The organism is Kineococcus esterisolvens (assembly GCF_050871405.1).
Lineage (GTDB): Bacteria > Actinomycetota > Actinomycetes > Actinomycetales > Kineococcaceae > Kineococcus.
Map to the genome: position 1 here is coordinate 30,009 of NZ_JBJLRI010000034.1, position 12,845 is coordinate 42,853.

The window sequence follows — 12,845 nt, forward strand, 5'->3', positions numbered from 1 at the left end:
GGGTGACCCGGCGGGCCGGGCCCGCCCCGTCCGGCCGACCGGGACACCCCCCGGTCGGTGGACGGGGACCGTCCGGCCCGGCATCTACCCTGACCGCGTGAGCGACACCGCGGCGGCCCCCGACCACGACGTGCGGGCGCTGCTGCGCGGCAACCCGGACTTCCGGCGGATGTGGCTGTCGCTGATGCTGTCCAGCTTCGGCGACTGGCTGGGGATGCTCGCCAAGCTGGGCACCGCGGCGGGCCTGTCGCAGATGGCGGGCAGCACCGCCACCCAGACCAGCGTGGCCGTGTCCACCGTGCTGGTGCTGCAGCTGGCGCCGGCGGCGCTGCTGGGGCCGCTGGCCGGTGCGCTGGCCGACCGCCTGGACCGCCGCCTGACGATGGTCGTGGGTGACGTGCTGCGCTTCGCCCTGTTCGCCTCCATCCCGCTCGTGGGCGACCTGACCTGGCTGTACGTGGCGACGCTGCTCATCGAGCTGGTCACCCTGTTCTGGGGGCCGGCCAAGGACGCCACCGTCCCCAACCTGGTGCCGCCCCGGCAGCTGGAGGCGGCCAACCAGGTCAGCCTCGTCGCCACCTACGGCACCGCCCCGCTCGCCGGCCTCGCCTTCATCGCCCTGACGCTGCTGACGGGCGTGCTGGACAACGTGCTGCCGTTCCTGACGGGCACCCAGTCCTCCCTGGCGATGTACGTCAACGCCCTCACCTTCCTCGTCGCCGCGGCCGTGATCTGGCGCCTGGACATCCCCCCGCGCGAGCGGGCGCCGCGCACCCGCGGCCTGGCGCCCACCCTGTGGCGCGACGTCGTGGAGGGCTGGCGGTTCGTGGGCGGCTCGCCGCTGCTGCGCGGCCTGGTCGGCGGGATGCTCGTGGCGTTCGCCGCCGGCGGCGTCGTCATCAGCCTGGGGCGGGCGTTCGTCATCGGCCTGGGCGCCGGCGACCCCGGGTTCGGCGTGGTCGTCATGGCCGTCTTCGCGGGCGTGGCGCTGGGCGTGTGGCAGGGGCCGCGGTGGCTGTCGGGGCTGTCGCGCCGGCGCACCTTCGGCGTGGCGCTGACCGCCGCGGGCGTGTCCCTCGTGCTGGTCGCCCTCAGCGGCGACATCGTCCTGGCCGCCCTGTTCGTGGTGGCCCTGGGCCTGTTCACCGGCCTGGCGTACGTCTCGGCGTACACGCTGCTGGGCCTGGAGGTGGACGACGACGTGCGCGGGCGCACGTTCTCCTTCGTGGGGGCCAGCACCCGCGTCGTCATCGTCCTGGTGATGCTCGTCGCGCCGTGGGTGGCGCAGCTGCTGGGCGACCGCACCCTCGTGGCGACGCCGACGTGGTCCAAGCCCCTGCCCGGCTCGGCGCTGGCGCTGGTCCTGGCCGGGGCGGTGACCGCCCTCGCCGGCCTGGTCGCCTACCGGCTGGTGGACGACCGCCGCGGCACCGGCCTGCGCGAGGACCTGGTGCGGGCCTGGCGCCGCCGCGGTGAGCCGTCCACGAGCGCCCCGGTGCCGCCGGCCCCCGCCCCGGCGGACGGCACCTCCCGCACGGGGTTGTTCGTGGCGCTGGAGGGCGGCGACGGCACCGGCAAGTCCACCCAGTCGCGGCTGCTGGCGCAGTGGCTGCGCGAGCTGGGCCACGAGGTCGTCACCACCCGCGAGCCCGGCGGCACCGCCACCGGCGCGGCGCTGCGCGAGGTGCTGCTGGCGCACCGCGGGGACGGCGCCGAGCTGCACCCGCGCGCGGAGGCGCTGCTGTTCGCCGCCGACCGCGCCCAGCACGTCGCCGAGGTCGTGCGGCCGGCGCTGCACCGCGGCGCCGTGGTCGTCACCGACCGGTACGTGGACTCCTCCCTGGCCTACCAGGGCGCCGGGCGGGACCTGCCCGCCCGCGAGGTGGAGCAGCTGTCCGCGTGGGCGACCGGCGACCTGCTGCCGGACCTGACCGTCGTGCTCGACGTGGACCCCGCCACGGCGGCGCAGCGCCGCGGCCACGACCCGCACCGGGCCGGGGAGGACCGCCTGGAGGCGGAGTCCCGGGCGTTCCACGCGCGGGTGCGCGAGCAGTTCCTGCGCCTGGCCGCGCGCGACCCGGGCCGCTACCTGGTGGTCAACGCCGCCGCCGACCCCGCCTCCGTGCACGAGCGGGTGCGCGAGGCGCTGGCGGAACGGCTCCCCGCGCCCCCCGCCACCGCGGCCCCGGGGGAGCGGCACGCCCGGGGGCGGGCGCGGGAGGCCCGGGAGGGCGCGGAGCGCGACGCCGAGCGGGGAGCGGGGGAGCAGGTGCCCGCCCCGTGAGCGTCTGGGACGAGGTCGTCGGCCAGGGGCCGGCGGTGCGGGTGCTGTCCCGGGCCGCCACCGCAGCGCGCGGTGGACCCGGCGCGGCCGGCATGACCCACGCCTGGCTGCTCACCGGCCCGCCCGGTTCGGGGCGGTCGGTGGCCGCGCGCGCGTTCGCCGCGGCCCTGGCCTGCGAGGACCCCGCCGAGGTGGGGTGCGGGCGCTGCAGCGGCTGCCGCACCGCGGTCGCCGGCTCGCACGCCGACGTCACCGCCTTCGCCACCGAGCACACGCAGATCCGCCGCGTGGACGTCGAGCCGCTCATCCAGACCGCGCAGCGCCGGCCGTCCGTGGCGCGCTGGCGGGTGATCGTCGTGGAGGACGCCGACCGCCTCAACGACACCTCCGGCAACGTGCTGCTGAAGACCATCGAGGAGCCGCCGCCGGCAACGGTGTGGCTGCTGTGCGCCCCCGCCGTCGACGACGTCCTGCCCACCATCCGTTCCCGCACCCGCCACGTGCCGCTGCGGGTGCCGCCCGCCGACGCGGTCGCGGAGCTGCTGGTTCGCCGCGACGGCATCGACCCGGCCATGGCCGCGTTCGCCGCGCGCGCCGCGCAGAGCCACGTCGGCCTGGCCCGCCGCCTGGCCCGCGACGAGGGCGCCCGCAACCGCCGGCGCGAGGTGCTGCGCCTGCCGCAGCGCGTGCGGGGCGTGGGCGACGCGGTCGTCGCCGCGGGGGAGCTGGTGGACATCGCCGCCGAGGAGGCCGGCGCGTCCGGCGCCCAGCGCGACGCCGCCGAGCGCGCCGAGCTGCTGCGGGCGCTGGGCGCGGAGAACGCCGCCACCCTGCCGCCGGCGGTGCGGGTGCAGGTGCGCCAGCTGGAGGACGACCAGAAGCGCCGCTCCCGCCGCCACCAGACCGACGTGCTGGACCGGGCCCTGGTGGACCTGCTGGGGCTGCTGCGCGACGTGCTCGTCGTGCAGCTGGGGGCCCCGGTGGACCTGGTGAACCCCGACGTTGCCGCCGACGTGCGGGCCATGGCGGCCGACTCCAGCGCGGAGGAGACGCTGCGCCGCGCGGACGCGGTGGCCCTGGCGCGCCGGCGCCTGGGCCAGAACGTGGCGCCGCTGCTGGCGGTGGAGGCCCTGGCGCTGAGCCTGCGCCCGCGGGGGGCCGGCGCGGCGGGGTGAGCGGGACGCGGGTCGAGCGCGGCGGGTGGGCCCGGCCGGGTCCTTCTGAGACGCTGGGTCGACCATGCGCCGTCCCGCCCCCGCCCTCGTGACCGCTGCCGCCGCGCTGCTGCTGGGCGGGTGCTCCCTGCTCCCCGGCGGCGGTGAGCCGGAGCCCGCGCCCGTGGGCACGGCCGCGCCCGTCGCCTCCGAGGCGGCCACCGACCCGGCGCTGGCGGCCTTCTACGGCCAGGACCTGGAGTGGGCCGACTGCGGTGGCGGTTTCGAGTGCACCCGCCTGACGGTGCCGGTGGACTACGCGGAGCCTTCCGGTGCCACGGCGTCGCTGGCCGTGGTGCGGCTGCGCACGGACGCCGCCGGTGACGACCGGCTCGGCTCGCTCGTGCTCAACCCGGGCGGGCCGGGAGCCTCCGGCGTGGAGTACGCCCGCGCCGCCGCGAACGTCGTCACCGACGACGTTCGGGGCCACTTCGACGTGGTCGGCTTCGACCCGCGCGGCGTCGGCGGCTCGGACCCCCTGCAGTGCCTCGACGCCGCCGAGGTCGACGAGTTCCTCGCCGCGGACCCGACCCCCGACGACGACGCCGAGGTGCGCCGGCTGCAGGAGCTGAGCGCGCAGCTGGGCCGCGGGTGCGCCGCCTCCGGGGAGCTCGCCGCGCACGTGGACACCCGCACCGCCGCGAAGGACCTCGACGTGCTGCGCGCCGTGCTGGGCGACGAGAAGCTGACCTACCTGGGCAAGTCGTACGGCACCTACCTGGGGGCCCTGTACGCCGAGCAGTTCCCGCAGCGCGTCGGGCGCCTGGTCCTGGACGGGGCCATCGACCCGTCCCTGAGCAGCGCGCAGGTCAACGCCGGTCAGGCGGCCGGGTTCGAGCTGGCGCTGCGCTCGTACGTGCAGGACTGCCTGGCCGGCGAGGAGTGCCCGCTGGCGGGCGGCACCGACGCGGCGGTGGGGCAGGTGGGGGCGCTGCTGGAGCGCCTGGACGCCGAGCCCCTGCCCGCCGGCGGCCGTGAGCTCACCCAGGGCCTGGCGTACTACGCGCTGGCGTACCCGCTGTACGCGCCGTCGCTGTGGCCGCGGCTGACCGAGGCGCTCACCGCGGCGCTCGCGGGGGACGGCACCGCGATGCTGGTCCTGGCCGACGCCTACGCCGCCCGCCGCGCCGACGGCGGCTACGCGAACAACTCCTCGACCGTCATCCACGCCGTGAACTGCCTGGACCGCGCCGACGAGCAGACGCCCGCGCAGGTGCGGGCGTCGGTGCCGGAGTTCGAGGCGGCCTCGCCGACGTTCGGCGCGTTCCTGGCGTGGGGCGGGCTGACGTGCGCGGAGTGGCCGGTGCCGGCGGTGGGCCCGGCCGCGCCCGTGGACGCCGCCGGGTCCGCGCCGATCCTCGTGGTGGGCACCACGCGCGACCCGGCCACCCCGTACGCGTGGGCGCAGGGTCTGGCGGAGCAGCTGGACTCCGGGCGCCTGCTGACGTACGACGGCGACGGGCACACCGCCTACCGCACGGGCAGCGCGTGCGTGGACGAGGCCGTGGACGCGTACCTGCTGGCGGGGGAGCTGCCGGAGGGGGGTGCGCGCTGCTGAGCCGGCCGGTGGCGCGGTTCAGAGCGCCGCCAGCAGGGTGCGCAGGCTCGCGCGCAGCGCCTCCTGAGCCGCCGGCACGTCGGCGGGGGAGTGCAGCAGGCGGAGCGCGAAGCCGTCGGCGAGCGCGACGACGGCCTGCGCGGTGCGGGCCGCCGCGGCGTCACCGCCGAGCAGGCCCGTCAGGTCGTGCAGCACCGCGGTCGTCTGGGCGTGCAGGACCTCGGCGATCCACGGGGTGCGCGCGGCTTCCAGGCTGAACGCGGTCCACACGAGGGCCTCGTCGCGGCGGCGCTCGTCGAGCGGGAGGGTCTCCTCCACGAGGGCGAGCAGGTCGTCGACGGGGCCGCCGGTGAGCGGGAGGCGGTGCAGCCGCTCCTGCACGCGCCGGTCCATGAGGTCCACGGCGGCGCGCAGCAGGTCCTCCTTGGTGGCGAAGACCTTCTGCAGCGCGCCGGCGGACCAGCCCGCCTCGGCGGCGACGGTGCGCACGCTGACCGCCTGCAGGCCGCCGCGCGCCACGAGCCGCAGCGCGGCGTCCGCGAACTCCTCCGCCCTGCCCCCTGGTCCCGGCATGAATACGACTGTATCTTGCCGATGTGGATACGACTGTATCTCCCGGTGCGGGGACAGGGCGGGCGCAGCAGCGCGAGGCCCGGGTGCTGTGGGCGGCGGCCCTCGTCAACGGCCCCGCCGAGCTGGTCGACTTCGTGCTGCCGCTGTGGGCGGGGGCCGTCCTCGGGGCCGGCCCCGCCGCCGTCGGCGCGCTCGTCGCCCTCGAGCTGGCCGTCTCGGTGCTGCTGCGCCCCGCCGCCGGCGTCCTGGCCGACGCCCGCGAACGCCGCACCGTCGCCGCCGCCGGCGCCCTGCTGTACGCGCTGTCCTGCGCCGGGTACGCCCTCGCCCCGGCGCTGCCGGTCGCGTTCGCCGCCGCCGTCCTCGGCGGCGCCGGCGGTGCGCTGTTCTGGGTGCCGGTGCGTGCCGCGGTCGCGGAGCGCCTCGACGCGGACCCCGGCGTCTACCCGCGACTGGTGTCGTGGGAGGAGACCGGCTCCTGGGTCGCGTTCGTCGCCGGGCTGTCCCTGCTGCCGGCGCTCGGCGAGCGCGGCCTCTTCGCCGGGTGCGCCGCGGCCTGCGCCGTCGCCGCCGGGGTCCTGCTGACCGCTCCCCGGCGCGCCTCGAGCGCGCCGGGTCAGGAGCGGGGGCCCGCGGCGAGCGCCCTGCTCCGCAGGCTGCGGCCGGTGCTGGTGGCGGTCGCCGCCACCGCCACCGCCGAGGCGGCCGTGTCCGTGCTGCTGCTGCTGCACCTGCAGCGCGGGTTCGGGCTGGGGATCGTCGAGGCGGCGCTGGTCTTCCTGCCCGGCGCGGTCGCCATGGGTGCGCTGCCCGGGCCGCTGGGCCGGCTGGTGCTGCGGCACGGCCGCCGCCGCGTGCTCGTCGGCGGCTCGCTGGCCAGCGCGGCGTTCGCCGCGAGCCTGGCGGTGGCCCCCTCACCACCGGTGCTCGCCGTGCTGTGGGTGCTCAGCGCCGCGGCGTACGCGGCCGTCGTGCCCGTCCAGCAGGCCGTCGTCGCCGAGGCGTCCGGAGCGGGCGCCGGCCGCGGACTGGGGCTGTACGAGGCTTCCGCGCTGCTCGGCGGTGCGGTGGGCGCGGCCGCCGCGGGCGTGCTCTACCAGGGGGCGTCGTGGGCGGTGGGGTGCCTGGTGGCGGCGCTGGTCCTGGCCGCTGGTGCGGTGCTGGTGCCGCGGGCGGTTCGCGCCCTCGGGGTCGCCGACCGGCCCGCGGTCCCGGTGCTCGAGCCGGCGCGGCCCGTCGTCGCGGTGCCCGGGCCGGAGCCCGCTCCCGGGGTGTGGGCGCCGGTGCGGCCGGCGAAGACCCCGGCGCAGCGGCTGCGGGAGCTGGCGCAGCACGTCGTGCTCGTCGCCGTGGTGCAGGTGGTCCTGGTGCTCGTGGACCTGTCGTGGCTCGCCGACCGGTTCGCCGGTCAGCCTCGCGACCTCGACGGCGCCGCCGCCCTCGTGCACGGCGCGGGGCGCGTGTGGTTGGTCGTGCTGGCCGTGGACGTCGTCTGGACGCTCGTCACCGTCGTCCGCTCGCGCCGGCCCGTCCCGTGACCGGTGGCGGGGACGCGGCGCGGTCGAGCGGGGACGTGACGTCCTGTAAGCTCTTGCACCGTGCCCCAGGGGGCACGTGCCGCCTTAGCTCAGTCGGCCAGAGCGACGCACTCGTAATGCGTAGGTCCGGGGTTCGATTCCCCGAGGCGGCTCGTCCCGGACGGGGGACACCCACTCAGGGTGTCCCCCGTCCGTCGTCGTGGGGGCGGTGCCGTCGCGCCCGGTGCGCAGCGCGCGCCCGGCGCCCCCGCCCGGTGTGCGCCCAGGTGACCACCGCCGCCAGGAACAGCCCGCTCAGCACGAGGAACGCCCCCGTCAGCGGCCCCACCAGGGGCAGCGGCACCCCGGCCACCCCCAGCGCACCCACGACCACCAGCGTCGCGGCGCTGAGCACCGACAGCACCGCCCGCCACCGGCTGCGGCCCACCTCGTCCACGCCGCGCCACGCCTCGCGCTGCGCGCGCCGCAGCGGCCGCCGCGCCCACGCGTACTGCGTGCCCAGCACCGCCAGGCCCGCGGCGACCAGCACGAACCCGGGCCCGGGCAGCACCAGCAGCGCCGCCCCGGCCAGCGTCAGCGCTGCGCCCACGACCGTGACGGCGGTCTTCTTCACCGCCCGCGCCGATCCCGGCACCCGACCCCCTCCCGGTGCGTCGTCCGCACCGATCGTGGGCCACGGGACCGGCCGCCGCACCCGCGCCCGCGCGGTCAGCGCTCCCCGCTCGCCTCGAGCCGCGCCAGGTCCGCGGCCAGGCGCGCCGCGCGCTCGTGGACCTGCCGGCGGTCCTCGCTCGTCCACTGCTGCTGCTCCGGCACCAGCTCCAGGACCTGGCGCACCTGCGTCAGCAGCGGCCCGGCGCGGCCGGCGGGCACGCGCTCGCCGAGGGCGCCGAGCACCTCCAGCAGGCGCAGCGTCACCGACACGTGCTCGGCGCCGGCCCGTCGCAGCTGGCTGAAGGCCGCGTCCACGTGCTCGGGCCAGTCCGGGCGCTCCACCAGCAGCCGAAGGCGCCCGTCGCGGGCCAGGCGCACCGGGGAGGGCAGGTCCCGGCCGGCGACGGTGCCCAGCGCGTCACCCAGGTGCAGCAGGACGTGCTCGGCGGTGGTGGGGTCGTTCGTGGAGGGCGACAGGGCCCGCAGGCCGACGTCGACGAGCTGCTGCACCACGAACAGCGGGTCGCGGTGGGGGGTGCGCTCGTCGGCGAGCACCACGGAGCGGCGGACCTCGTTGAGGGTCCCCTCCGCCGGCGGCGGGGCCACCGCGGCGACCACCGAGCCGCGCGCCACGAAGCTGCCCACGCCGGCGCGCACGTGCACCGTCAGCGTCCGCCCGGCGTCGTGCTCCTCCCCGGCGCTCAGCAGCACCCGGGTCTCCAGGTCGCGGACGAAGCCACCGCGCTCGGCGCGCACCAGGGCGTGCGGGCCGTCGTACAGCTCCTCGCGCAGGGCGGCGACCTGCCCGGGCACCTCGCCGGGTCCGCCCGCCGGGTCCCCGGAGCGGCCGGGGTGCAGGGCCTCCAGCTCCTCCAGCAGGTCGTCGCGCAGCCGGGACACCACGACCGAGACCTGCAGCGACTGGGAGACGCGGTGGATGAAGAGGACGAGCAGGCCGATGCACGCCACGGCCAGCACCACGGCGACGGTGACCGCCAGCCCGGGCACGAAGGCGGGCCCGTCCTCACCGCTGCGGACGGTCCGCAGCACCATCAGCGCGTAGATGAAGGTGCCGGAGAAGGCGCCGACGACGAGCTGGGTGGTGCGGCTGGAGGTGAAGCCGCGCAGGATGCGCGGGGAGAACTGCGAGGACGCCTGCTGCAGCGCCACCATCGTCAGGGAGAACGAGATGGACAGCGCCGTCAGCAGCGAGCCGGCGATGGCCGACAGCAGGGTCCGCGCCGCGTCGGCGGACCCGCTGAACAGCCAGGAGCCCGCGGCCCCGGTCGTGTCCCCGAAGGCGCTGTCGACGCGGACGAGCCCCTCGGCCAGAGCGGCACCGCCCACGACGAGGACGCCGGGCAGGAACCACATCTGCGACCGGAGCTCCTCCCAGCGGCTCCTGACCGGTGTGCGCACCCGGCGAGCATGACCGCTCGGGTCGCCGCCCGCCCGCCGGGACCGCGCGCCGCCGTCCCCGGCGGGCGGTCCCGGCGGCCGCCGGGTTCAGGGGTGCAGCAGGACCTTCAGGGCGCCGGAGGAGCGGTCGCCGAGCACGTCGAGGGCCTGCGCGGCGTCCTCGACGGCGAACTCGTGGGTGATGAGGACGGTGGGGTCCAGGACGCCCGCGGAGAAGGCGCGCACCGCGTACGCCCAGGCGCGGGTGGGGGCGCCGAAGACGGTCATCACGTGCACGTTGCGGGAGACGAGCTCGAGGGAGGAGAGGTCGTCGGCGTCGGCGGCGGGGATGCCGGTGAGCACGACGCGACCGCCGCGGCGGGCCAGGCGCACGGAGGTGCGGGCCACGCCGGGGGCGCCGGCGGCCTCGACCACCGCGTCGAAGGTGCCCTCCAGCTCCGCGGCACCCTCGGTGGTCGTGTAGTGCGCGGCGCCGCACCGGCGGGACAGCTCCTCGCGGCTGTCGTTGCGGTGCACGACGGTGACCTCGCAGCCGGCGCCGCGCAGGAGCTGCACGGCCAGCAGGCCGAGGGTCCCGGCGCCGACGACGGCGACCTTCGAGCCGGCGGAGACGTCGGCGAGCAGGACGGCCTCGGCGACGCAGGCGGCGGGCTCGATGCCGGCGGCGGCGCGCAGGTCGGCGCCCTCGGGGAGCAGGTGCAGGTAGCGGGCGGGGATGGTCAGGTACTCGGCCCAGCCGCCGGGCAGCGTGAAGCCGGTCTCCTCGTACTCCTGCTCCCAGCCCTCGGTGTCGCCGGCCACCGAGGCCGGGGTGCCCTCGGCGGTGCGGATGCCCTGGCCGACGACGCCGCGCCCGACGATCCCGTCGGGCACGCCCTCGCCGACGGCCTCGACGGTGCCGGACCACTCGTGCCCGGGCACGACGGGGTAGCGCACGAACTCGGCGGGGCGGGTGCCGGCGAACACCTCGCGGTCGGAGCCGCAGATGCCGCAGTGGGCGATCTTGACGAGCGCCTCGCCCGGGCCGGGGGGCGCCACCTCCACGTCGACGACCTCGAGCTGACCGGGGGAGACGATGCGCACGGCGCGGGACTGGGGCATGCCCCAGAACCTAGTGCCCGTCCCCGGCGGGGCGTGCCGGGCTACCGGCCGCTGCCCTCGGCGCGCTCGATGACCTCGCCGAGGGCGGCGACGAGACGGCGGGCCTCGGCCAGCGACAGCTGCGTGGTGTCGCCGATGAAGACGCGCGGGCCGAAGCGGCGCAGGACGGTCTGCCCGCCCTCGGCGTAGGCGAGGTCGGTGCACTCCAGCCGCACGGGGCAGGGGCGCTCGGCGCCCTCGTCGCCCTCCAGCGGGACCACGCGCGCCTCGTAGGCGTGCAGCCAGCCGCCCTCGACCTCCAGGCCGCGCGAGGCCCAGGCGGGGGCGTCCCAGCGCACGACCTGGATCGAGTCGTCCGCGACGGCGGCCTGGGCGGTCGTCGGCTTGTCGTCCATGGTGCTCCAGCTGCTCCAGTCGGTTCGCGGGCGTGGTGATCCTGTGTGATCAATGTGTCGCCCGGTGTGGTCGCCTTCAGGGTGCCAGAGGACGCGCCACACCGCCTCGTGTGCGAGTGATTACTTTGTGTGACACAAGTGAGGGGGTGGGTCACCCTCCGCGTCCGGCGCCGCGGGGGAGTTGCCGTGGCGCCCGTCCCGGCGGCACCATCGGGCCATGCTCCCGGCCCTGGTCGTGCTCGACCCGTTCTGGCCGGGACGGCGCCCGTACCTGTTCGACGGCTGGTGTCCGCGTCACCGCTGACGCCCCCACCACCCCCCCCGACGGACCCGACGGACGAGGACGCCCACCGTGAGCACCGACCAGAGCCCCACCCCGAGCACGCCCGCCACCACCGCCGCGTGGAGCTTCGACACCCTCCAGGTCCACGCCGGCCAGCAGCCCGACCCCACCACCGGCGCCCGCGCCCTGCCGATCTACCAGACCACCAGCTACGCCTTCCGCGACACCGACCACGCCGCGGCGCTGTTCGGGCTCACCGAGCTCGGCAACATCTACACGCGGATCATGAACCCCACCCAGGCGGTCGTCGAGGAGCGCATCGCCGCCCTCGAGGGCGGCCTGGGCGCCCTGCTCGTCGCCAGCGGGCAGGCCGCCGAGACCCTCGCGGTGCTCAACATCGCGCAGGCCGGCGACCACGTCGTCGCCAGCCCCCGCCTGTACGGCGGCACGTACAACCTCTTCCGGCACACCCTGCCGAAGATGGGCGTCACCACCACGTTCGTCGCCGACCCCGACGACCCCGCCTCCTGGAGCGCCGCGGTGCGCCCGGAGACGAAGCTGTTCTACGCCGAGACGATCTCCAACCCCGCGGGTGACGTCCTCGACGTCGCCGCCGTCGCCGGGGCCGCCCACGCCGCCGGCGTGCCGCTGGTCGTGGACAACACCATCGCCACCCCGTGGCTGCTGCGCCCCATCGAGCACGGCGCCGACGTCGTCGTGCACTCGGCCACGAAGTTCCTCGGCGGGCACGGCACCTCCATCGCCGGCGTGGTCGTCGACTCCGGCCGCTTCGACTGGGCCGCCTCCGGGCGCTTCCCGGGCCTGAGCACCCCCGACCCCAGCTACCACGGCGTCGTCTTCACCGACGCCGTCGGCCCGGCCGCCTACGTCACCAAGGCCCGCGTGCAGCTGCTGCGCGACCTCGGCCCGGCCGCGGCGCCCTTCAACGCGTTCCTCGTCGCCCAGGGGCTGGAGACCCTCTCGCTGCGCATGGAGCGGCACGTGCGCAACGCCCGCGCCGTCGCCGAGTTCCTCGACGGCCACGCGCAGGTCCGCTCGGTGAACTACGCGTCCCTGCCGTCCTCGCCGTGGCACGCCAACGCGCAGAAGTACACCCCGCGCGGCTCCGGCGCCGTGCTGGCCTTCGAGATCGACGGCGGCCTGGAGGCCGGCAAGCGGTTCGTCGACGCCCTCGTCCTGCACAGCCACGTCGCCAACATCGGCGACGTGCGCTCCCTCGTGGTGCACCCCGCCTCCACCACGCACAGCCAGCTCAGCGTGGAGGAGCAGTTCAGCTCCGGCGTGACCCCCGGCCTGGTGCGCCTGTCCGTCGGCATCGAGGCGATCGACGACATCCTCGCCGACCTCGCCCTCGGGTTCGCCGCGGCCGCCGCCTGAGCGCGGCCGGCCGGCGGCGCGGGCGGGGCGGGACGGGACTGGGCGGGACGGGACTGGGCGGGATGGGGAGCGGGGGAGACGTGGCGGTCGACGTGGGCAGCGCCCGGGAGGTCGCGGAGTCGGTGCGCGCGGTGGCGGCGGCGCTGCCCGCCGCGCGCACGGCGGCACCGCCGCCGGCGACGGGCGCCTGGCGCGAGGGCGACCCCGCCGGCCGGCGCCGGTTCGCCGACGTCGGCGACCTGCCGCTGCAGCTGGGCGGTGTGCTGCCCCGGGTCCGGCTGGCCTACGAGACGTGGGGGGGGGGGGGCCCCCCCCGCCCCCCCCCCCGCCCCCCCGCCCCCCCCCCCCCCCCCCCCCCCCCCCCCGCCCCCCCCGGCGCCGACCTCGTCGCCGGCTTCGAGCACGAGGGGTTCCAGACCGCGCTCGAG

The 12,845-nt window shown here is 77.4% G+C and carries 10 protein-coding genes, 1 tRNA gene and 1 pseudogene; 7 read left to right on the forward strand and 5 right to left on the reverse strand.

Features of this window, described 5'->3' with window-relative positions; translation table 11 throughout:
• The first annotated feature begins 97 nt into the window (after positions 1-97).
• From tmk to ACRYR8_RS12185, 3 genes are all read left to right on the forward strand, one after another.
• Positions 98-2,284 carry a dTMP kinase gene (tmk, locus tag ACRYR8_RS12175; RefSeq protein ID WP_432484405.1) on the forward strand — a complete coding sequence of 729 codons (2,187 nt, stop codon included), beginning with the start codon at positions 98-100 and terminating at the stop codon, positions 2,282-2,284.
• Positions 2,281-3,459: a DNA polymerase III subunit delta' gene (locus ACRYR8_RS12180; protein WP_432484407.1), complete on the forward strand. Its 1,179-nt coding sequence runs from the start codon at positions 2,281-2,283 to the stop codon at positions 3,457-3,459. Before tmk ends, ACRYR8_RS12180 begins: the two co-directional genes overlap by 4 nt.
• A 64-nt stretch (positions 3,460-3,523) precedes the next feature.
• The gene (locus tag ACRYR8_RS12185; protein ID WP_432484408.1) at positions 3,524-5,056 is read left to right on the forward strand and encodes an alpha/beta hydrolase; all 1,533 of its coding nucleotides are present in this window, start codon (positions 3,524-3,526) and stop codon (positions 5,054-5,056) included.
• Positions 5,057-5,074: 18 nt separating this feature from the next.
• On the opposite strand, the gene ACRYR8_RS12190 is transcribed toward ACRYR8_RS12185, so the two are convergent.
• Positions 5,075-5,629 (reverse strand): TetR/AcrR family transcriptional regulator, encoded by a 555-nt coding sequence (locus ACRYR8_RS12190; protein WP_432484409.1) that lies wholly within the window; start codon positions 5,627-5,629, stop codon positions 5,075-5,077.
• A 23-nt stretch (positions 5,630-5,652) separates the two neighbouring features.
• Between ACRYR8_RS12190 and ACRYR8_RS12195 the strand changes: the two genes are divergently transcribed.
• Both ACRYR8_RS12195 and ACRYR8_RS12200 read left to right on the forward strand, forming a co-directional pair.
• Positions 5,653-7,167, forward strand: coding sequence for an MFS transporter (locus tag ACRYR8_RS12195; RefSeq protein ID WP_432484410.1), 1,515 nt, complete (start codon positions 5,653-5,655; stop codon positions 7,165-7,167).
• A 78-nt stretch (positions 7,168-7,245) separates the two neighbouring features.
• Positions 7,246-7,319: transfer RNA gene (locus ACRYR8_RS12200), tRNA-Thr, on the forward strand.
• A 23-nt stretch (positions 7,320-7,342) separates the two neighbouring features.
• Here the strand turns inward: ACRYR8_RS12200 and ACRYR8_RS12205 are convergent.
• The 4 genes from ACRYR8_RS12205 to ACRYR8_RS12220 all read right to left on the reverse strand — a co-directional run bounded on the left by ACRYR8_RS12205 (position 7,343) and on the right by ACRYR8_RS12220 (position 10,736).
• On the reverse strand, positions 7,343-7,780 hold the full coding sequence (locus ACRYR8_RS12205) for a PGPGW domain-containing protein (RefSeq protein ID WP_432484411.1): 438 nt from the start codon (positions 7,778-7,780) through the stop codon (positions 7,343-7,345).
• A gap of 95 nt (positions 7,781-7,875) precedes the next feature.
• Positions 7,876-9,240: a DUF2254 domain-containing protein gene (locus tag ACRYR8_RS12210; protein ID WP_432484412.1), complete on the reverse strand. Its 1,365-nt coding sequence runs from the start codon at positions 9,238-9,240 to the stop codon at positions 7,876-7,878.
• Between the two features lie 87 nt (positions 9,241-9,327).
• Complete coding sequence (locus ACRYR8_RS12215; protein WP_432484414.1) at positions 9,328-10,341, reverse strand: zinc-dependent alcohol dehydrogenase; 1,014 nt, start codon at positions 10,339-10,341, stop codon at positions 9,328-9,330.
• A gap of 41 nt (positions 10,342-10,382) precedes the next feature.
• Entirely contained in the window at positions 10,383-10,736 is a 354-nt protein-coding gene (locus tag ACRYR8_RS12220) for a hypothetical protein (RefSeq protein ID WP_432484415.1), read from the reverse strand.
• Positions 10,737-11,088: 352 nt separating this feature from the next.
• Between ACRYR8_RS12220 and ACRYR8_RS12225 the strand changes: the two genes are divergently transcribed.
• Positions 11,089-12,417 carry a bifunctional o-acetylhomoserine/o-acetylserine sulfhydrylase gene (locus ACRYR8_RS12225; protein WP_432484417.1) on the forward strand — a complete coding sequence of 443 codons (1,329 nt, stop codon included), beginning with the start codon at positions 11,089-11,091 and terminating at the stop codon, positions 12,415-12,417.
• A gap of 80 nt (positions 12,418-12,497) precedes the next feature.
• Positions 12,498-12,845: pseudogene (locus ACRYR8_RS12230) on the forward strand (hypothetical protein); the annotation flags it as partial.